Here is a 19,096-nt window from a genome sequence, read left to right on the forward strand (position 1 = left end):
GGTCAGACCCCATTTATCCGCCGAGAAAAATGGGGTCTGACCCCGATTTGTTTGGCGGGCAAGTTTGGGCGCCTGAACCAAAGCGGGGGCGCGCTTGTCGAAGCTGTGGCGATGGGGCGCTGGCCCATCTATTGCAAACTCTGATAGCGCGACGATGATTTATTAGCCTTGCTGATCCTATGGCCCGTAACCTGGACGTCGCGCTGCTGCGCAGTTTTCTTTACGTGGTCGAATCCGGCTCGATGGCGGAGGCCGCCGCACGTCTGCACCAGTCGCAGGGGGCGGTCAACCAGCAGATCAAGCGGCTTGAACTGCTGCTCGGGGTGGAGCTGCTGGTGCGCGACATCGGCCAGGCCCAGCCGACGGCGGCCGGCCAGCGCCTGCTCGACAAGGCGGCCCAGCTGGTGGCCCTCAACGACGAACTGCTGGCCGAAATGCGGGCGCCCGAGGTGCGCGGGGCCTTGCGTCTGGGCGTACCTTTCGACCTCGTCGGTTCGCACATGGCGCCCGTGCTCGAGGCCTATGGGCGCGCCTATCCGCAGGTGGCGGTGTCGCTCGTGACGGCCGCCTCGAGCGAATTGCTCAAGGCCATGGTGCGCGGCCAGCTCGATCTGATGCTGCTGGAGGAAGCCTTGCCGCGCTGCCAGGGGGAACGCCTGATGGTGGACCGCCTGGCCTGGGTCGGCGCGCGCGGCGGGGCGGCGGCAGCCAAGCGTCCGCTGCCGGTTTGTCTGGTGTCCGAAACCTGCGCGTTCCGGCCCGATATCTTTGCCGCGCTCGACCGGGCGGGCATCCATTGGCGTCTGGTGTTTGATAACGCGAGTCTGGATGCGGCCAAGGTGGCCGTGCGTGCCGATCTGGCTGTCACCGTCTGGCTCTCCTCCACCGTGCCCGACGATCTGGAACGCCTGCAGGGCGGGGCCGCGTTGCCCGAATTGCCCGAGATGGCGATCTGCCTGCAACTGGCCAAGGGCAAGCCGGGCCCGGCCGCGCTGGCCATGGCCGATGCGATCCGCGCGGCCTACCGGGCCCGCCAGCGCAATGCCTGAGATATGTACATTAAGACAAATTTCAGAAACAGACAGCCCGCGCTTTCGCTAAGCTAGCCGCTTTCCAACCAAGGAGGGATGCGATGCGCAAGTGGATCATGGGGGCGGTAGTGGTGGCGGCGGCAATCGGCAATGCAGCGGCGCAAACGGCGCCGGCCAAATTGCCGGAAAGCGTGTATCTGCCGATGCAGATGGAAGCCGGCGTCTGGGATGCCGAGGTGACCTTCTACAGCAATGACCAGCCGAGCGGCACGGCCAAGGGGGTGCAGGTCAATAAGCTGCTGGTCAATGGCCATTGGGTGACGAATGAATTCAAAATTCCGGCCACCGACAAATTCCCCGCGTATGAAGGCCATGGCGTGTGGGGCTATGACCCGGTCGCCAAAACTTATGTGAATACCTGGGTCGATACGAATGACGTGGCAACGCGCACCGATTACGGCTACTGGAATGAAAAAGAATCGACGATGGTCTGGTCGAGCAAATTCAATGATGGCGCTGGCCATTTCATCGATTACCGCATGACCGAGGAATTCAAGGGCAATACGCGGATCTTCAGTTTTTATCAGCTCGGGATCGTGAAACCGAATCCGCACCCGCTGGTGCGGATTGTGTTCACCAAGCGCCCGGCGTAAAACTCAGACCGCGAGCAGCCGCAGTTTGAAGCTGCGGCCCTTGATATTGGCGGCCTCGCCGTCGCCATCGGCCAGCAGGCGCGCGCAGGCATCTTCGGCCAGGTCGCGCGCCACTGCCACATAGGTGTGGAACTCGGTGACGTGGATCTTGCCGACCTGCTCGCGGGTCAGGCCGGCCACGCCGCTGAGCGCGCCCATCACATCGCCGGGACGCAGCTTGTGGCGTTTGCCGCCGGCAATCACGAGTGTGCGCATCGGCGCCGGCACGGCCTCGGCCACCGGCAGCGCCTCCCAGTCCGCCAGCGCGACGCTGATCTGCATGAGCTTCTCAATCGGCGCCACGAAGCGTTTTTCGCTCGGCGCCACCAGGCTCAGGGCCAGACCGCTGCGCCCGGCGCGGCCGGTACGGCCGACGCGGTGCACGTGCACGTCGGGACGGCGCGACAGATCGGCATTGATGACGGCGTCGAGCCCGGCGATATCGATGCCGCGCGCGGCCACATCGGTGGCCACCAGCACGCTGCAGCTGCGGTTGGCAAACAGCAGCAGGGCCTCGTCGCGGTCGCGTTGTTCAAGTTCGCCGTACAGGGCGCGCACGCTGAAGCCGGCCTGGTGCAGGGCATCGGCCAGTTCCTGGCAGTGCACGCGCGTGTTGGCAAACACCAGCGTGGATTCGGGGCGGTAATGTTCGAGCAGGCGCACCACGGCGGCGGCGCGCGCCTCGGGCGCAATCGCGTAGAACTGCTGCACGATGGCGGGCCCGCTGGCCGCGCTGGCAATGCGCACTTCGGCCGGGTCCTGCAGATACTGGGCGCGCAGCGCGCTCGTGTCGGGCGGGAAGGTGGCCGAGAACAGCAGGGTCTGGCGGTGGGTCGGGCAGGCGCGCGCAATCGCCAGCATGTCTTCCTCGAAACCCATGTCGGTCATGCGGTCGGCTTCGTCCAGCACCAGCAGGCGCAGGCGGCGCAGGTCGAGCGTGCCCTGGCCCAGGTGATCGCGCAGGCGGCCCGGGGTGCCGACCACGATGTGGGCCCCATGTTCGAGCGAGGCGGCCTGGGGCCGCAGCGGGGCGCCGCCGCACAGGCTCAGAATCTTGATATTGCCGATCGCGCGCGCCAGGCGGCGCAGTTCGGCCGCGACCTGGTCGGCCAGTTCGCGCGTCGGGCACAGCACCAGGGCTTGCACGGCGAACAGGCTGGGATTGAGGCGCTGCAGCAGGCCAAGGCCGAAGGCGACCGTCTTGCCGCTGCCGGTGGCGGCCTGGGCCAGCACATCGCGGCCTTCCAGAATCAGCGGCAGGGTGGCCGCCTGCACCGGCGTCATGCTGGCAAAGCCGAGCTGCTCCAGATTGCTGAGGACGGCGGGCGAGAGGGACAGGGTGGCGAATGCGCTCATGCGGGGCTCCAGATCGGCAAGCCGGTCAGATCGAGGCCGGGATCGTGGCGCCAGACCGGCAGGCCGCTGGCATCGGTTTCTTCAAGAAAGCTCAGTTGTTCCTGCGCGGGCAGGGGCTTGCGGCCGCGTTTGGCGGCCGGTGCTGCGGGTTCGGGCTGCTGCGGCGCCGCCACCTGGGGCAGGTCCAGGCCGGGCAGTTCGCCCGTCGCGTGGTCTCGTTTATCTCTCATGGCGGGGCCGAAAAAACAAAAGCCCGGCTGCGAGAGTCGGGCTTGTGCATGTGTTCTGGTTGCGGGGACAGGACTCGAACCTGTGACCTTCGGGTTATGAGCCCGACGAGCTGCCAACTGCTCCACCCCGCGTCTGAAGGCAAGAATTATACACGCTGGGGGCGCAAGATGCAAGGTCGGGTTTTTCATTGTTGGCCGTAGCGGCGCCGGATCGCTTCCAGCGTGCCTCTGCGCTCGAGGCGGGTGATGGCGGCGTCGATGCTGGCCACCTCGGCCTGGCTCACGCTCTCCTTGTTGAACATCAGGTGCACGGGCGCGCGCGCCGCCGTGAAGGGCAGATGCACGACCGGCAGGTTTTCCAGCCGCGCCTGATAGTGGACGGCAGCGTCGTCGCCCATCAGCACATGGGCGCGCCCGGCCGCCAGCATCTTGATGCCCTGGCTGAAGCTGCTGAACTCGTGCAGCAGGCCGGCCGCGCGCAGCTTCGGCTCGGCCGCCGCGTACTGGGCGCCATACCAGCCCAGACGCGGCACCAGCACGCTTTCGCGTTGGGCCAGCAGGGCCTCGAAGCTGAAACTCTGGCGCAGGCGGGCGGCGTGTTCGGGCAGGGTGAACAGGCCGACTTCCTCGAACCGGTAGGGCTGGGAGAACCAGGCCTGCTGACGCCGCTCGGGCGTGCTGGAGGCGGCCATCATCAGATCGGTTTTGCCCTGGTTGAACAGGCTGAGGCGGCGTGCCACGGGCAGCGCCGGTTCGAACACGATGGTGCAACCGGCTTCCTTCAGGATGGCCTGCACGAGCTCGATGTCGAGGCCGCCGATCTGGTTGCCGGCGATGATGGTGTAGGGCGGCCAGTGCTCGGCATTCAGATGCAGTGGGCGGCTGCAGGCCGCCTGGGCCGCTGGCGCCAGCGCAGCCGTGGCCAGCAGCATAGCGGTCAGGGTGGGCGCCAGGCGCATGGGGAACAATCCTCGAGTGTGCTGCTTGCAGGTTGCCACAGCTGTCAGCAAAGTCAAGCGCTGCGCAGGCGCCACAGCGAGGTGGTTTCGGCAGCGCGCGCGGCGTGCAGCGGATCGCTGACGTCGCGGCTGCGCGGATGCTGCGGCTTGGTGTCGATGCGGCCAGCCACCACCAGGCCGGCGGCGCCGATCCAGTCGAGCAGCTGAGCGCGGCTGCGCAGGCCGATCTTTTCGGCCAGGTCGGACAGAATCAGCCAACCTTCGCCGCCAGGATTCAGGTGGGCGGCCAGGCCGTCGAGGAAGCCGCGCAGCATGCGGCTGTCGGGATCGTAGATCGCGTATTCGAGGGCGGCGCTGGGGCGGCCCGGCAGCCAGGGCGGATTGCAGACGACCAGATCGGCGCGGCCGGCCGGGAACAGGTCGGCTTCGATGATGCTGGCCGCAAGGCCCAGGCGCGCCAGATTCTCGCGTGCGCAGGCCAAAGCACGTGCGTCCTGGTCGGTGCCGGTGACCGTCAGGCCGCGCTTGGCCAGCACGGCCGTCAGCACGCCGGTGCCAGTGCCGATGTCGAAGGCGCTGCGCGCGCCCGCCGGCAGGGCGGCATCGGCCACCAGCTGCACATACTCGCCGCGGATCGGCGAGAACACGCCGTAGTGCGGGTGGATGCGCGCGCCGAGGGCCGGAATGTCGACGCCGTTCTTGCGCCATTCATAGGCGCCGATCACGCCAAGCAGCTCGCGCAGCGACAGCACGAAAGGCACGGTCGGCGCGCCATACACCTGTTCCAGCGCGGCGCGCGCATCGGGGGCGCGGCGCAGGGCGATGCTGTAGTCGGCCTGCACCGGCAGCAGCAGCATGCCGAGAATGCGCGCGCGCTGGCCCTGGGCCTGGCGCATCTGGTGGAAGGCCGTCAGCAGATCGGGCGCGGCGACCGCCGGTTTGCGTTTGGCGCGCGCGTCGATGCGGCGCGCCAGCGCCTGCAGCAACTGGCGGCCGTTGTGGTAGTCGCCGCGCCAGAGCAGGGCCGTGCCTTCGCAGGCCAGCTTGTAGGCCTGGTCGGCCGGCATGCGGTCGTCGGCCAGGACGACTTTGCGCGGGGCCGGCACGCCGCTTTCGGCGCGCCAGGCGGCCGTGCGCTGCTGGCCGTCTTCGGTCCAGGCGATGGTGGCGGCGGCGTCCATATCAGTGATGGTGCACCCAGTTCAGGTCGTCGGAGGCCAGATAGTCGGCCACGGCCTGCGGATTGCCGGTGGCGTGGCGGCGCACTTCGCCGCAATCGCAGATGCCCATGTAGGGCTGGATGTGCGAGCAGGCCGAGACTTTCTGCAGAAAGACCTTCACCGTCTTGCCGCACTGCGTGCACTTGAAACTCAGGGTGCGGGGCGCTTTCAGGAGATGCATGCTGGGGTCCGGGTAAAAGCCGGTATTTTACGCGATCTCGATGCGGCTGCTGCCGCCGCCCAGCGGCTGCACCTGCACGCGTACGGCGATCCGTTCGGTCATCTCCTGCACATGCGAGATGACGCCGACTTTGCGGCCCAGCGCCTGCAGGCCGTCGAGGGCGTCGAGGGCGACCCGCAGGGTCTCGCTATCGAGGCTGCCGAAGCCCTCGTCGATGAACAGGCTTTCGACGCGCACGCGGTTGGCCGACAGGGCCGCCAGGCCGAGCGCCAGCGCCAGGGCCACGAGGAAGGTCTCGCCGCCCGACAGCGAATGCACGGCGCGCAGTTCGCCGCCCATGTCCTGATCGCGCACGGCCAGGGCCAGCGCGCCCTGGCCGCCCAGGCGCACACGTTCGAGCCGGTAGCGGCGCGCCAGCTGCAGCAGGTGTTCGTTGGCGTAGGCGAGCAGCACGTCGAGCGTGAACTGCTGCGCGTAGTTGCGGAATTTTTTGCCGTCGGCGGAACCTATCAGCTCGCTCATCATGGCCCAGCGCTGGGTGATGGCCTGCTGGGCGGCCAGGCGCTCCAGATGGCTGGCGGCCAGCTGGCGGCGCTGGTCGTCCTGATCGCGCTGATGGCGCAGGGCGGCGCAGGCGCCGTGGGCCTGCTGCCAGGCGGCGTCGGCGGCCTGGAAGCGGCTGGCAGCGCTGGCGGCGTCGCTGTCGGCCAGGGCCGGCCGCTGGGTCTGATGCTCGGCCGCGCGCGCAAAGCGCTCGCGGTGCACGCTGGCCGCATCGGCGCTGGCCTGCTGCAGATCGTTCAGGGCTGCGCGCTCGGCCGCCACCCACGCGGGGCTGTGCGCGAGCTGGGCTTGCAGCTGTTCGGCCGTACAGGCCTGCGCGGCGCACCAGTCGGCCAGCGCCTGGTCGGCGGCGGCGGCGGCGCTGATGGCCGCGGCGTGCTGCTGCTGCGCGTGCGTGCGGCTGGTCGCGGCGGCGCTTTCCGCCTGTGCGGCGCTATCGCGCGCCTGCTGCTGCGCGGCCTGGGTCTGTTCGGCCGCGGCGAGAGTGGCGCGCAATGCCGCTTCCACCGTGCTGGTGGCGCGGCCGCCGAACAGCGCCGCGCGTGTGGCCTGAGCTGCGCTGTGGCGTTGCTGCTGCTGCGTATGCTGGCTCTGCGCCTGGGCCAGGGCGAGGGTGGCGCGCTGCTGGCGTTCGCAGGCGGGCGCGCGGGCGGCCGCCACTTCCTTCAGCGTGGCCTGGGCAGTGGCCAGTGCGCTCTGTTGGGCCGACCAGGCGGCCGCGCGCTTGGCGCAAGCCTCCTCGAAGGCCTGCGGGTCTGCCCGCCAGGCCGCGCGCCAGGCCGGATCGGTAAAGGCTTCGTCCAGTTCGGTCTGGCGCGCGCTCAGGCTTGCGCTGCGTTCGTCCAGGGTGTGGCGCAGGCGGGTCTGCTCGGCCTCGGCCGCGCTGGCGGCCAGAGTGGCGGCATGCAGCGTGGCCTGGGCCGCAGCCAGCGCCTGCTGGGCGAGGATGTCGGCTTCCTGCGCCTGCTGCGCGGCCCGGCGCGCCGCCTCCAGGCGCGCTTCGTCTTCGGTTAGCTGTGCGAGGGCGGCGTCCAGCGCCGCGCGCAGTGCGGCCAGCGGCGTGCTGGCAAGTTCCGCACGCAGCGGCAGGGCGTCCCAGGCGGCGCCATGGGCGGCGCTGGCTTGCGCATGGGTGGCGATGTCTTCGCCCATGGCCGCCATTTGCTGGGTGCTGGCGGCGATCGTCGCTTCCAGGCTGGCGCGGTGGCGTGCGTTGGCGTCGAGGGCGGCGCGCGCCGCTTCGGCGTCCTGGCTCAGGGTCTGGGTCAGGTCGGCCAGGCGCGCCTCGGCTCCGTGCAGGGGATGCTCGGTGCTGCCGCATACGGGGCAGGCGTCGCCGTCCTGCAGCTGCTGGCGCAGGGCCTGCACATTGTCGGTGGTGGCCAGCAGGGCGAAACGCAGGGACTTGTCGGCCTGGATGCTGGCGGCTTCGAGCGCGGGCGCGGCGGCGCGCGCCGCTTCCAGAGCGCTGCGGGCGCTGGCGATCTGCTGCTGCAGTTCGTGCTGGCGGCTGGCCAGCTGCTGGCCGCTGGCGGCCAGGCGCGCGCCCTCGGCCTGCAGCAGCTCGGCGGCGGCCAGTTCGCGCTCACGCGTTTGCAAGGCGCTGCGGCGCTGCTGCACGGCTGCGCTGTCGATGGCCTGCAGGGCGGCGTCGGCGTCGCGCCGGCTGGCGGCGCTCAGGTTGGCGGCATCGCTGGCCTTGCGCTGCGCTTCCGTCGCGCTGCCAAGGCCAGCCGCGGTGGCGCCGGCTTTGGCTTGCGCCTGCGCCGCCGCGCTGGCGGCTTGATCGACGGCGTCGGCCGCTGCGCGCAGTTGCGTGAGCAGGCGCTGCCAGCGCGGCCATTGCTGCGCCAATGCGCTATCGGTCTGGTGCGCCGCCAGCCATGCCTCGGCGGCGCTGGCCTGTGCGCTGGCGTCGCCGTGGCGGGCATCGAGGGCGGCCAGCGCCGCCTGTGCGGCGTCGGCTTCGGCGGTGGCGCCGGCCAGGGCCTGGGCCGTCTGCTCCAGCTGTTCGGCCTGGGCCTGCAGGCTGGCGTCCAGGGCCTTGGCCTGGTCGAGCTGCGGCTGCGCCTCGCGCAGGGCGGCCTGGGCGGCCTGCACGGCCTGTTGTGCCTCAGTCAGGGCGGCGCGGCTGCTGCTGGCGCGCTGACTGGCGGCCTGCCATGCCGCTTCGCTGTCCTGCACGGCTTGTGCTGCCGCCTGTACGGCAGCGCCGCAACGCGTCTGTTCCTGCACCAGCGGGCGCGCTTGCTGGGCCTGGTCGATGGCGGCCAGCTGCTGCTGGCGCGCGGCGGCATCGGTCAGCGCCTGCTGGGCGGCGGCGAGGGCGGCGGCGCTGGCCTCCTGGGCCTGGGTCAGGCGCTGCGCCTCCTGCCACCAGCGCAGCGCCTGGTCGGCCTGCTGGCGTGCCTGCTCGCTGGCCTGCAGCTGCTGCTCGGCCTCGGCACAGGCCGTGTCGAGGGCGCTGCGGGCGGCCGGGTCGAGCGGCTGCTGGTGCGCCATTTCCTGGGTCAGCAGGCGCAGCGCCTCCTGCTCCTGCTTGCAGCGCTCGAAGGCGCGCACCGACAGCTGGCTGTAGATCACGCTGCCGGTCAGGGTTTCGAGCAGCTCGCCGCGTTCGTTTTCGTCGGCGCGCAGGAAGGTGGCAAAGTCGTTCTGGGCCAGCAGCACGGCGCGCGTGAACTGGTCGAAGCTCAGGCCGATGCGGGCCTGGATTTCGGCCAGCACCTCGGTATTGGTGCCGCCGATCGGACTGCCCTCGGGCAGGCGCTTGAGGCTGTGACTGGCCTGCTGGATGGCGCCGGTGGCGCGTCGGCGCGCACGCCACACGCTCCAGCTGGCGCGGTAGGCGTGGCCGTCGTGGCCGATGAAATCGACTTCGGCCAGGCCTTCGGCGCAGCCGCGCCGCAGCAGGTTGCGCGGGTCGAGCGCGTGGATGGTCTCCTCGCCGACATCGGGAATCGTGAGGCCGGCGCGATTGGTTTTTTCCAGCCGCGGGGTGCGGCCGTACAGGGCCACGCAGAGGGCGTCGAGCAGGGTGCTCTTGCCGGCACCGGTGGCGCCGCAAATGGCGAACAGGCCGCTACTGGCCAGCGGCTCGCTTTGGAAGTCGACCTCGAAGGGGCCGGCCAGCGCGGTCAGATTGCGCCCGCCGATGCGCAGGATCTTCATGCGCCCTCCGCCAGCAGCAGTTCGGCGAAGGCCTGGGCCAGCTCGGGCGGCGGCGCCTGCTGGTAGCGCTCCGCGTACAGGCGGGCGAACACGTCCTGCGGCGCCATCAGGCGCAATTGGTCGACGCTGAGGGCGGGCACGGTGTCGGGCGCAGCCGGCGCGGCGCGCTGCGGATCGATTCGCGCCAGCCGCACGGCTTTGCCGGCCAGCGCCTGTTCGATCTCGGCGCGCAGGCCGGGCAGGGGCTTATCGAGCAGCACGCGCACTTCGAGAAAGGGCTGCAGCGCGGCCTCGGTGGCGGGCAGGTCGAGGGCGGCCAGCGCTGCCAGCACCTGATCGAGCGGCGCGTGGCGCGCCGGTACGCGCAGCAGCGGCACGGCGCGCGGCACGGGCAGGGCGCTGATCTCGCAGCCGGCCGCGCCCAGGTCGACCCGCAGCACCTGATGGGGGTAGTCGATTTCGGAGAAGGACAAGGGCAGCGGGCTGCCGCTGTAGCGCACCGTCGGCCGTCCGACCTGCTGGGCCAGATGCAGGTGGCCCAGCGCCACGTAGTCGATCTCGGGACCGAACAGGCTGGCGGGCAGGGCCTCGCTGCCGCCGATGACGATGCGGCGTTCGGAGTCGGGCGAGGCCTGGGTCTGGGCCAGATGGCAGTGGCCCATGGCGATCAGCGCCTGGCCGCTCTGGCGCAGCTGCAGCGCGTGGCTGGCCGCCTGCTGATACAGGGCGGCGATGCCGGCCAGGTAGGGATCTTCCGCGCCGTCCACGCGCGCCACGTCGCCCGGCCGCAGGAAGGGAATGGCCAGGCACCAGGCGGCGACGGCGCCGCTGGCGTCGCGCAGGGGCAGCACCAGACGCGCCACATCGATGCTGCCATCGGGCTGGCGCGGCACCGGGCCGACCAGCACCACGCCGCTGTCCTCCAGCAGCGGCTGGGGTGCTTCCAGCCGCTGGGGCGAGTCGTGATTGCCGGCGATGACGACGATCTGCAGGCGCGGCAGGGCGCATCGCGCCTGCTGCAGGAAGCGGTAGAACTGGCGCAGCGCGCTGGCCGGCGGATTGCTGTTATCGAAAACGTCGCCGGCGATCAGCAGGGCGTCCGGCTGCTCGCGCTGGAGGGCGGCCAGCAGCCAGTCGAGAAAATGCTGGTGTTCGGCCTGGCGTTCGAAGTTGTGGAAGCTCTGGCCCAGGTGCCAGTCGGAGGTGTGCAGCAGTCGCATGCCGCTACTATAGCCGAAGCGGCTCTCAGGCGGCGCTGCGGAAGGTGTTGCGGCCGGCCTGTTTGGCCTGGTACAGGTGGACGTCGGCCTGTTTGAGCAGGGCCTCGGGCGCCAGCTCGCCGCTGCGATAGAAGGCCACGCCTATGCTGGCCGAAATCGCGACGCGCACGCCTTCGAGGTCGAACGGCTGCTGCATCACCTGCACGATCTTGGCGGCGATGTGGCGCGCATCCTCCTCGCGCGTGAGCTTCTCCATGATGACCGTGAATTCGTCGCCGCCGAGGCGGGCGATGGTATCGGTGGCGCGTAGCGCATGCGTCAGGCGCGCGCCGAAAGTCTTCAGCAGCTGGTCGCCGACGTCGTGGCCGTAGGTGTCGTTGACGGGCTTGAAGCGGTCGATATCCATGTACATCACGGCCATCAGCTGGCCGTGGGCGGCACTGGTCTGCATGGCGTCGGCCAGGCGCAGCATGAAGCCGGCGCGGTTGGTCAGTCCGGTCAGCGGGTCGACCTGGGCCAGCTTGATCAGGCGGTTCTTCTCGCGCTTGACGTGGCTGACGTCGTGGCGCATCACGTGAAAGCCGATCACGCGCGCATTGTCGGTGTCGCGCTGGGGGATGTAGTTGACGTCGATATAGCGTTCCTCGCCATCGACCACGTCGACGTCCTCGAAGTGCACGGTCTCGCCCTGCAGCACCCGCTCGATATATGGCTGGATGCGCGCGTAGTGGGCGTCGCCGATGACGGCGCGGATGCTCAGGCCGTGCATGTTCTGATCCTTCCAGCCGAATTCGCGCTCGTAGGCGCTGTTGTAGAAGCGGTAGGTCTGGTCGGCGTCGATGTAGGCGACCATGGTCGGCAGGGTGTCGGCGATGGTGCGCAGGCGCGCCTCGCTTTCGCGCAGGGCGATTTCGGCCCCGCGCAGGGAGGTGATGTCGTCCACCGTGCCGACCAGGCCGGCGGTGGCGTCGTTGATCCGCACCGGCGCGAATTTCATCGAGGTCCAGACGATGCGGCCATCCGGATGCTGGCAGCGCAGCACGCCCTGGTAAGGCTCGGCCTTGTCGCATAGCTGGGCCAGGGCCTGGCGCAGCAGGGCCAGGTCTTCGGGGTGGATGGCGCGCAGCCAGCCTTCGCCCAGGGCCGCCGCGCGCGCCAGCCCGGTGATGGTTTCGAAGGTCGGGTTCACATAGGTGCAGTGGCCGCTGGCGTCGGTGCGCAGCAGGCCAAGCGGCGAGGCATTCGCAATCGCCGCCAGTTCGGCCTCGCTGGCGCGCAGGGCGAGGGCCTGGGCGCGGCGCTCGGTGATGTCTTCGGCGATGGTCAGCAGGTAGGCGTGCTCGGCATGCTCGTCGGCCAGCGGCACCGACAGCGTGTGCAAAAAGCGCTGGCTGCCGTCGCGCCGGGTGAAGGGCAGGGCTTCGTATTCGGCCACCGGCAGGCCGTCGCGCAGCTGGCGCGTGGCCGGGGTGTCGGGCGGCAGCGGGAAGTAGCGCGCCGAGGGGCCGCCCAGCACCTGTTCGGCCGGATGGCCGGTGATCTGCTCGGCCGCGTGGTTCCACACCAGCAGGCGGCCGGCGCTGTCGGCGCGCGTGCTGCTCACGCAGATCAGCTGGGGCAGATGTTCGATCAGCGACTGCAGGAAGCTGCGCTGGTCGAGCACTTCGATCTCGGCCCGCTTGCGCGCCGTGACGTCGCGCGTGGTGATGGCCACGCCGTCGCGCAGCGGCACCACTTGGTGGTGCAGCCAGCGGCGCGGCAGGCTGGTGAAGCTGGCTTCGAATTCCTCTTCCAGCGCCTGGCCGCTTTCGACCACCTGCACATAGCGGTCGAACAGGCCGGTGCTGCGGCATTCGGGCAGGCCCTGGCTGGCCAGGGCGCCGAGCAGACGCTCGCGCGGCTGGCCGATCATGTCGGCGCAGCGCTGGTTGATGGCGGCGATCACGAAGTCCTCGATGCGGCGGCCGCGCCGCACGGCCTTCAGAATCATGAAGCCATTCAGACTGCCTTCGGCGGCGGCGCGCAGCACGGCCTCGGCCTCCTGCGCCAGCTTGACCGATTCGGCCAGCCGCCGGTTCTGGTCCATCAGCAGGGCGGTGACGGTGACAATCAGCACGCTGGCCGCGGCGGTCACCCACAGATAGATGGCGCGGTGGCGCATGAAGCGTTCAAGCGCCAGTTGCTCGGTGATGCCGACCACCGCCTCCAGTCCGTAGCGCGGAATCTCGCGCGCGCTGTAGATGCGGGCCACACTGTCGAGCGGTCGCAGCGGCAGCAGCTCCTGCACCGGCAGGCTCGGGTCCAGCCGGTGCTGGAAATGCACGCTGTCGGAGATGAACAGGCGGTCGCGCACGCGCCCGGTGGACAGACCGCTGCCAGGGCTGATCAGGAGCAGGGCGCCATCGTCTTCCATGTTCAGGCGGTCGTAGTCGTCGATGAAGAAGGCCGGGTCGACCAGCAGCATGACGGCGCCGGCAAAGCTGCCGTCCGGGCCATCGAGCCGGCGCGCCACCTGGATCTGCCACTTGTGGGTGGCCGCTTCGTAGACGGCGGCGCCCGCACCCGCGCCGTCGCCCCCGCCCATGCGCAGTTGCTGGAACCACGCTTCACTTGCGGCGCCGCGCTGCGGGTAGCCGTTGGCGCTGTCGGTCAGCCGGCCGGCGCTGTCGAACAGCGCCACCGGCAGGTCGAGCCGGGCCGGCAGCACATTGTCGAGCAGGCCGCCGCGCCGCGTGAATTCCGCCAGCGGCATGTGCCCGCCCGATTCCTCGAACTTCAGTTTGTAGACCTGGGCCGCATGCTCGGTCTGGCGCAGCACATGGCTGACGTGTTCGGCCAGGCTCTGGGCCAGGGTCTGGCTGCGCGCGACCGCATCGTGGTGGGCGGCCTCGCGCTCGACGCTGATCTGATAGGCCACGGCACTCCAGATCGCGAGCAGCAAAGCGGCGGCGAAGGCCGGCAGCAGCAGGGCCCGCGACAGGCGGCGCACGTGGCGCAGGAGTGGGCTATTCGTGGTCAAGGCCTTGTGAGTATTTCAAGTCAGTGATCGAAAGGGCAACCGGTCCGCGACAGGCCTATTGTGCGCAGATTTTGCGCGCTATGGATCACCGCATTCAAAAAAAATGAGCGTTTTAGCCACAGTCTGGCGCGTTACAATGGCCGCTTTTCCGTCTCCCCGCACCCGATGAACGGTCTGACTCTTTCGCTCCCGGCCGCGCGCGCCCTGCATCTGGCCGCCCAGGGCCTGCTGCGTCCGCGCCGCCAGCGCGCCCGCAAGGACGATGTGCTCGATGCCATCCGCACGCTCGGCGTGCTGCAGATTGATACCATCAGCGTGGTCGCGCGCAGTCCTTATCTGGTGTTGTGGAGCCGTCTGGGCGACTACCAGGGCCAATGGCTGGAAGAGCATCTGGCCGAGGGCCGGCTGTTTGAGTACTGGGCGCACGAGGCCTGCTTTGTGCCGATCGAGGACTACCACCTGATGCGCCACCGTATGCTGGATCCGGCCGGGATGGGCTGGAAGTACCCGGTCAAGTTCCTGCGCGAGCGCCGCGACGAGGTCGAGCAGGTGCTGGACCATGTGCGCACGCGCGGGCCGGTGCGCTCGCAGGATTTCGCGCGCCGCGACGGCAAGGGCGGCGGCTGGTGGGAGTGGAAGCCGGAAAAGCGCGCCCTCGAAGCCCTGTTCACCACCGGCCAGCTGATGATCGCGCGGCGCCACAACTTCCAGCGCGTGTACGACCTGCGCGAACGCGTTCACCCGTCTTGGCACGACGGCCTGCTGCCGCCGCGCGCCGAAGTCGAACGGGCACTGGCCCTGCGCAGCGTGCGCGCGCTTGGTCTGGCGCGCGCGGCCTGGGTACCCGACTACTACCGCACGCGCCGTCCGCATGTCGATCTGGCGGCGCTGGCGCGCAGCGGCCAGTTGCTGACGGCGCGCGTCGACGGCTGGGACGACCCGGTCTACATCCACCCCGATCTGGCCGAGCTGGCCGCGGCCGCCGCCGATGGCGCGCTCAAGCCGACCGCCAGCAGCCTGCTGTCGCCGTTTGATCCGGTGGTCTGGGACCGGCGCCGCGCGCGCGAGCTGTTCGACTTTGACTACCGGCTCGAGTGCTACACGCCGGCGCCGCAGCGCCGCTATGGCTATTTCGTGCTGCCGCTGCTGCGGCGCGGGGTGCTGGTCGGCCGGGTGGACGCCAAGGCGCACCGCCAGGCGGGGCGTTTCAGCCTGCTGCGGCTGGAGCTGGAAGCGGGCGTGCGCCCGTCGGCGGCGCTGGCGGCCGACCTGGCCGACGCCATCACGCGCTGCGCGCGCTGGCACGCCTGTCCCGAGGTGGAACTGGGCCAGGTGGAACCGGCCGCCTTTGCGCCGCTGCTGGCGGCTGCCCTGCGCGAGGAGGCCTGATGCTGCCGGCCGCACCGCAACACCTGGTGGACGCCGATGGTCAGCCGCTGCTGGGCCGCTACCGTGGGCTCGCGCACAGCTTCGACTGGGCCGCGCTGGCCGCGCCGCATGGCCGCAGCGCCCTGTGGCGGCGCTTTCATCACAAGCGCTGGCATTATGTCGCGCTGGCCAGCGACAGCGTGTTCTGCGCCGTCGCCATCGTCGACGTGGGCTGGACCAGCACCGCCTTTGCCTATGTGTTCGAGCGTGGTTCGCAGCGCGTGATTGCCGCCTACTCACAGGATGCGCTGCCCGGTCTGGGCGCGCGCGTCGGCGCGCATGCGCGTGCGGCCAGCCATTACCGCATGCCGGGCCGGCGCATCGCGCTGCTGCCGCAGGCCGAACACGATTATCTGCTGGAGCTGGAAACGCCCGGCCTGGCCATCAGCGCGCGTTTTGGCGGCCCGGCGCCGCAGCTGCTGGCCGTGGGGCCGGTGGCCGGCGGCAGCATCCATGCGACGCAGAAGTCGGGCGGCATGCCCTTGAGCGGCCAGGTGTGCGCGGGCGGGCAGCTGTTCTCGCTCGATGGCGGGGTGGCCAGCTGCGACTATTCGAATGGTCTGCTGGCGCGCGATACCGACTGGCGCTGGGCGTCGGCGCACGGCTTGGAGATCGGCTTCAACCTGCAGGCGGGCTACTTTGGCGCCAACGAAAACGCCCTCTGGCTCGACGGCCAACTGATCGCGCTCGGCCCGGCCGAATTCGTGTATGACGCGGGCGATCCGATGGCGCCCTGGCAGGTGCGCAGCGCCTGCGGCCTGCTCGATCTCGTGTTCACTCCGCACGGTTTGCGGCGCGAGGACAAGGACCTGCTGGTGGCCGCCAGCCGCTACGTGCAGCCGATCGGCGTGTTCGATGGCGTGGTGCGGGCCGCGCCCGACGCGCCGGCGCGCCAGGTGCGCGCGCTGGCCGGCGTGACCGAGGACCACCGTTCGCGCTGGTGATCAGTCGAGCGTCTGGCGGTAGCGCTTGAGGGCGACGGCGCCGGCTCCAGTCATGAACAGCAGGATCGGCCACAGCTCCTGCCAGATGTCGGCCGCCGAATTCCCCTTCAGCAGAATGCCGCGCACGATGCGCAGAAAATGCGTCAGCGGCAGCACTTCGCCGATGGCCTGGGCCCAGGGCGGCATGCCGCGGAACGGGAACATGAAGCCCGACAGCAGCATCGAGGGCAGGAAGAAAAAGAAGGTCAGCTGCATCGCCTGCAGCTGGTTGCGCGCCAGCGTGGAGAAGGTGAAGCCCACAGCCAGATTGGCCGCGATGAAGGCCACCAGCACGGCCGACAGCAGCGCCAGCGAGCCGACCATGGGCACGTCGAACAGCAGCTTGGCCAGCACCAGAATCACGCTCACCTGCACATAGCCGATCAGGATGTAAGGCAGGATTTTGCCGACCATGACTTCGCTCGGCCGGGCCGGTGTGGCCAGCAGATTCTCCATCGTGCCACGCTCGGTCTCGCGCGTCATCGCCAGGGCCGTCATCATCACCATCGTCATGGTCAGGATCACTCCGATCAGGCCGGGCACGATGTTATAGCGCGCCAGGCCGTCCGGGTTGTAGCGGCGCTGGATGCGCAGGTCGAAGGGTTCGGGCTGGGCGTGGCCGGCGCCCAGCTCGCGCCGGATCACCTGCTGGCTCACGCCGGCGACGGCGGCCAGCGCATTGCCGGAGGCCGATGGATCGGTGGCGTCGGCCGCCAGCAGCAGGCCGGGGCGCTCGCCGCGCAGCGTGCGCCGCTCAAAGCCGGGCGGGACCACCAGCAGGAACTGGACCTTGCCGTGTTCGAGCAGCTGGTCGCCGGCTGCGCTGTCGGCCGGTGTCGCCTCGAGCGCGAAATAGCGCGAATTCTGCAGACCCTGGGCGATGGCGCGCGACAGGCGGCTGTGGTCCTGGTCGAGCACCGCCAGCGGCAGGTGCTTGGGATCGGTGTTGATGGCGAAGCCAAACAGCACCAGCTGCACGATCGGCACCGCCACCATCATGGCAAAGGTCAGGCGGTCGCGCCGGATCTGGCGGAACTCCTTGATCAGGATGGCCAGCAGGCGGGCGATGGACAGGCCGGCGATGCGCATCTCAGGCCCCTCCCGCGTTGTCGGGCGCGCCCTGCATCAGGGCGATGAAGACGTCTTCCAGATTCGGGTCGGCGCGCGTCACGCGCAGGCCCTCGGCCATCAGCACGTCGTCGACGCGGGCCAGGGCGGCGTCGAGCCGGGCCTCGCTGGCTGCCGCCAGGTGCAAGGTGGCGCCGAACGAGCCGACGCTGTGCAGCTCGGGGTCGGCGCGCAGGCGCTGGGCCAGCGCGGCCAGGGCCGGACCGGGGCCGCTGATCTCGCGCGCCGCCAGCCCCGCCCGGGCGATCAGTTCCGGCCCGCTGCCGCGCGCCAGCAGACGTCCGTAGCAGATGTAGGCCAGCGCATGGCAGCGCGCCGCTTCGTCCATGTAGTGGGTCGAGACCAGCACCGTCAGGCCGCCGGCCGCCAGTTCATGCAACTGGTCCCAGAACAGGCGGCGCGCCTCCGGGTCGACCCCGGCGGTCGGTTCGTCGAGCAGCAGCAGGCGCGGCTCGTGCAGCAGGCAGGCGGCCAGCGCCAGGCGCTGCTTCCAGCCGCCCGACAGGGCGCCGGCCAGCTGGCGCCGGCGCGTGGCCAGACCCAGTTGTTCGAGCGTGGCGGCGACTTTGGCGCGCCGCTGCGGCACCTGGTAGATGCGCGCGATGAAGTCGAGGTTCTCCTCGATACTGAGGTCGTCGTACAGGCCGAAGCGCTGGGTCATGTAGCCGACCTGGCGCTTGATCGCGCGCGCCTGGCTGCGGATGTCCAGGCCCAGGCAGCTGCCGCTGCCGGCGTCCGGCGTCAGCAGGCCGCAGATCATGCGGATCGTGGTGGTCTTGCCGCTGCCGTTGGGGCCGAGGAAGCCGTAGATCTGGCCGCGCGCCACCTGCAGGTCGACCGCGTCGACCACGGTGCGCTCGCCATAACGCTTGGTCAGGCCGCGTACATCGATGATGGTCTCGCTCATGGGGCGGACGGGGCGAGGCGCACTTCCAGCGGCTGGCCCGGATGCAGGCGGGTGGCGCTGCCCGGTTCGGGCTGGGCCTCGACCATGAACACCAGGCTGGCGCGGTTCTCCTTGCTGTAGATAAGGGGCGCGGTGAACTCGGCCTCGCGCGCGATGTAGCTGATGCGCGCGGCCAGCGGCGCCGGGCAGCCGTCGCAGCGCAGCGTGACCGGCTGACCGAGCTTGATCGTGCCGAGCACGGTCTGGGGGACGAAGAAGCGCGCCCGCACATACTCGGGCACCAGCAGGCTGACGACCGGCTGGCCGGCCGCCACCAGCTCGCCTTCGCGGTAGAGCAGGTCGGCCACGGCGGCATCGCGCGGCACGCGCACGGCCTTCTGATTGAGCTGCCAGTCGGCCTGGGCGAGGGCGGCGCGGGCCGCCTCCACGTCCTGACGGGCGGCGGCGATTTCCTGCGGGCGGGCGGCCAGGGCGGCCACGCGCAGCGCGGCGCGCAGCTCGTTGACGCGCGCCGTGTCGCGCTCGGCGGCGGCGCGCGCGTCGTCCAGGCTGGCCTGGGCCACAAACTGGGCCGACTGCAGGCGCTGCACGCGCGCCAGCGCCGCCTGCGACTGGCGCTGGGCCGCTTCGGCCTGGGCCAGCTGGCTGGCGGTGACGGCCACTTCATCCGGGCGCCGGCCGCTGAGCAGGTTCGCCAGCGCCGCCTCGGCGCGCTGCAGGCGGGCCTGGGCGGCCAGGCGCGCGGCCTGTTCATTTTCCTGCTCCAGCGCGAAGGCGAGGGCGCCGGCCTTCACTTGCTGGCCGCGCTGCAGGTGCAGCTTGGCCAGGGTGCCGCCGACCGGGCTCGCCAGGCGCACGTAGTCGGCTTCGGCATAGCCGGGGAAGTGGTCGGAAGGGGCGGGCTGGCAGGCGGCCAGGCCCAGACAGGCGGTGATACAGGCGAGGAGGGCGCGCGTCATGGCGGAGTGGGTTTCTTAAGCTGGCTCAACGTTAGCATAAAAAACACA

Annotated in this window: 15 protein-coding genes and 1 tRNA gene; 4 read left to right on the forward strand and 12 right to left on the reverse strand. The window is 70.1% G+C overall.

Going from position 1 to position 19,096, the window contains the following annotated elements:
- The first annotated feature begins 179 nt into the window (after positions 1-179).
- Both LZ005_RS03175 and LZ005_RS03180 read left to right on the forward strand, forming a co-directional pair.
- Positions 180-1,049 (forward strand): LysR substrate-binding domain-containing protein, encoded by an 870-nt coding sequence (locus LZ005_RS03175; RefSeq protein ID WP_237804589.1) that lies wholly within the window; start codon positions 180-182, stop codon positions 1,047-1,049.
- 83 nt (positions 1,050-1,132) lie between these two features.
- On the forward strand, positions 1,133-1,684 hold the full coding sequence (locus LZ005_RS03180; RefSeq protein ID WP_237804591.1) for a DUF1579 family protein: 552 nt from the start codon (positions 1,133-1,135) through the stop codon (positions 1,682-1,684).
- A gap of 3 nt (positions 1,685-1,687) precedes the next feature.
- Here the strand turns inward: LZ005_RS03180 and dbpA are convergent, their stop codons facing one another.
- The 9 genes from dbpA to LZ005_RS03225 form a co-directional block, all read right to left on the reverse strand.
- Positions 1,688-3,079 carry an ATP-dependent RNA helicase DbpA gene (gene dbpA, locus LZ005_RS03185; RefSeq protein ID WP_237804593.1) on the reverse strand — a complete coding sequence of 464 codons (1,392 nt, stop codon included), beginning with the start codon at positions 3,077-3,079 and terminating at the stop codon, positions 1,688-1,690.
- Positions 3,076-3,309, reverse strand: a complete 234-nt coding sequence (locus tag LZ005_RS03190) for a hypothetical protein (RefSeq protein WP_237804594.1) — start codon at positions 3,307-3,309, stop codon at positions 3,076-3,078. Before LZ005_RS03190 ends, dbpA begins: the two co-directional genes overlap by 4 nt.
- A 56-nt stretch (positions 3,310-3,365) precedes the next feature.
- Positions 3,366-3,441, reverse strand: a tRNA-Met gene (locus LZ005_RS03195).
- A gap of 53 nt (positions 3,442-3,494) precedes the next feature.
- Entirely contained in the window at positions 3,495-4,268 is a 774-nt protein-coding gene (locus LZ005_RS03200) for an ABC transporter substrate-binding protein (protein WP_237804596.1), read from the reverse strand.
- A 53-nt stretch (positions 4,269-4,321) separates the two neighbouring features.
- Entirely contained in the window at positions 4,322-5,449 is a 1,128-nt protein-coding gene (locus LZ005_RS03205; RefSeq protein ID WP_237804598.1) for a class I SAM-dependent methyltransferase, read from the reverse strand.
- A 1-nt stretch (position 5,450) separates the two neighbouring features.
- A complete protein-coding gene (locus LZ005_RS03210) occupies positions 5,451-5,669 on the reverse strand; it encodes a hypothetical protein (RefSeq protein ID WP_237804600.1) in 219 nt (72 codons plus the stop codon).
- 27 nt (positions 5,670-5,696) lie between these two features.
- Positions 5,697-9,404: an AAA family ATPase gene (locus tag LZ005_RS03215; RefSeq protein WP_237804602.1), complete on the reverse strand. Its 3,708-nt coding sequence runs from the start codon at positions 9,402-9,404 to the stop codon at positions 5,697-5,699.
- Positions 9,401-10,624 carry an exonuclease SbcCD subunit D C-terminal domain-containing protein gene (locus LZ005_RS03220; RefSeq protein WP_237804604.1) on the reverse strand — a complete coding sequence of 408 codons (1,224 nt, stop codon included), beginning with the start codon at positions 10,622-10,624 and terminating at the stop codon, positions 9,401-9,403. Before LZ005_RS03220 ends, LZ005_RS03215 begins: the two co-directional genes overlap by 4 nt.
- A gap of 25 nt (positions 10,625-10,649) precedes the next feature.
- Positions 10,650-13,643: a PAS domain S-box protein gene (locus tag LZ005_RS03225; RefSeq protein ID WP_237804606.1), complete on the reverse strand. Its 2,994-nt coding sequence runs from the start codon at positions 13,641-13,643 to the stop codon at positions 10,650-10,652.
- 165 nt (positions 13,644-13,808) lie between these two features.
- On the opposite strand from LZ005_RS03225, the gene LZ005_RS03230 reads away from it, so the two are divergent.
- Both LZ005_RS03230 and LZ005_RS03235 read left to right on the forward strand, forming a co-directional pair.
- Positions 13,809-15,032 (forward strand): winged helix-turn-helix domain-containing protein, encoded by a 1,224-nt coding sequence (locus tag LZ005_RS03230; protein WP_237804608.1) that lies wholly within the window; start codon positions 13,809-13,811, stop codon positions 15,030-15,032.
- Positions 15,032-16,015, forward strand: a complete 984-nt coding sequence (locus LZ005_RS03235) for a DUF2804 domain-containing protein (RefSeq protein ID WP_237804610.1) — start codon at positions 15,032-15,034, stop codon at positions 16,013-16,015. The genes LZ005_RS03230 and LZ005_RS03235 overlap by 1 nt, the downstream gene beginning before the upstream one ends.
- Here the strand turns inward: LZ005_RS03235 and LZ005_RS03240 are convergent, their stop codons facing one another.
- Genes LZ005_RS03240 through LZ005_RS03250 form a run of 3 tightly spaced genes read right to left on the reverse strand, consistent with a single transcriptional unit; the run spans position 16,016 to position 19,048 of the window.
- Positions 16,016-17,143 (reverse strand): ABC transporter permease, encoded by a 1,128-nt coding sequence (locus LZ005_RS03240; RefSeq protein ID WP_237804612.1) that lies wholly within the window; start codon positions 17,141-17,143, stop codon positions 16,016-16,018.
- 1 nt (position 17,144) lies between these two features.
- Positions 17,145-18,089 (reverse strand): ABC transporter ATP-binding protein, encoded by a 945-nt coding sequence (locus LZ005_RS03245; RefSeq protein WP_237804614.1) that lies wholly within the window; start codon positions 18,087-18,089, stop codon positions 17,145-17,147.
- Entirely contained in the window at positions 18,086-19,048 is a 963-nt protein-coding gene (locus LZ005_RS03250; protein ID WP_237804616.1) for an HlyD family secretion protein, read from the reverse strand. Before LZ005_RS03250 ends, LZ005_RS03245 begins: the two co-directional genes overlap by 4 nt.
- Between the last annotated feature and the right edge of the window lie 48 nt (positions 19,049-19,096).

It is taken from the genome of Massilia sp. TS11, from assembly GCF_022012445.1.
Taxonomy (GTDB): Bacteria; Pseudomonadota; Gammaproteobacteria; order Burkholderiales; family Burkholderiaceae_D; genus Telluria.

Excerpts from the sequence above, each read along its gene's own strand:
- LZ005_RS03175 (WP_237804589.1), top strand. The coding sequence starts at position 180 with ATGGCCCGTAACCTGGACGTCGCGCTGCTGCGCAGTTTTCTTTACGTG.
- LZ005_RS03180 (WP_237804591.1), top strand. The coding sequence starts at position 1,133 with ATGCGCAAGTGGATCATGGGGGCGGTAGTGGTGGCGGCGGCAATCGGC.
- dbpA (WP_237804593.1), bottom strand. The coding sequence starts at position 3,079 with ATGAGCGCATTCGCCACCCTGTCCCTCTCGCCCGCCGTCCTCAGCAAT.
- LZ005_RS03190 (WP_237804594.1), bottom strand. The coding sequence starts at position 3,309 with ATGAGAGATAAACGAGACCACGCGACGGGCGAACTGCCCGGCCTGGAC.
- LZ005_RS03200 (WP_237804596.1), bottom strand. The coding sequence starts at position 4,268 with ATGCGCCTGGCGCCCACCCTGACCGCTATGCTGCTGGCCACGGCTGCG.
- LZ005_RS03205 (WP_237804598.1), bottom strand. The coding sequence starts at position 5,449 with ATGGACGCCGCCGCCACCATCGCCTGGACCGAAGACGGCCAGCAGCGC.
- LZ005_RS03210 (WP_237804600.1), bottom strand. The coding sequence starts at position 5,669 with ATGCATCTCCTGAAAGCGCCCCGCACCCTGAGTTTCAAGTGCACGCAG.
- LZ005_RS03215 (WP_237804602.1), bottom strand. The coding sequence starts at position 9,404 with ATGAAGATCCTGCGCATCGGCGGGCGCAATCTGACCGCGCTGGCCGGC.
- LZ005_RS03220 (WP_237804604.1), bottom strand. The coding sequence starts at position 10,624 with ATGCGACTGCTGCACACCTCCGACTGGCACCTGGGCCAGAGCTTCCAC.
- LZ005_RS03230 (WP_237804608.1), top strand. The coding sequence starts at position 13,809 with ATGAACGGTCTGACTCTTTCGCTCCCGGCCGCGCGCGCCCTGCATCTG.
- LZ005_RS03235 (WP_237804610.1), top strand. The coding sequence starts at position 15,032 with ATGCTGCCGGCCGCACCGCAACACCTGGTGGACGCCGATGGTCAGCCG.
- LZ005_RS03240 (WP_237804612.1), bottom strand. The coding sequence starts at position 17,143 with ATGCGCATCGCCGGCCTGTCCATCGCCCGCCTGCTGGCCATCCTGATC.
- LZ005_RS03245 (WP_237804614.1), bottom strand. The coding sequence starts at position 18,089 with ATGAGCGAGACCATCATCGATGTACGCGGCCTGACCAAGCGTTATGGC.
- LZ005_RS03250 (WP_237804616.1), bottom strand. The coding sequence starts at position 19,048 with ATGACGCGCGCCCTCCTCGCCTGTATCACCGCCTGTCTGGGCCTGGCC.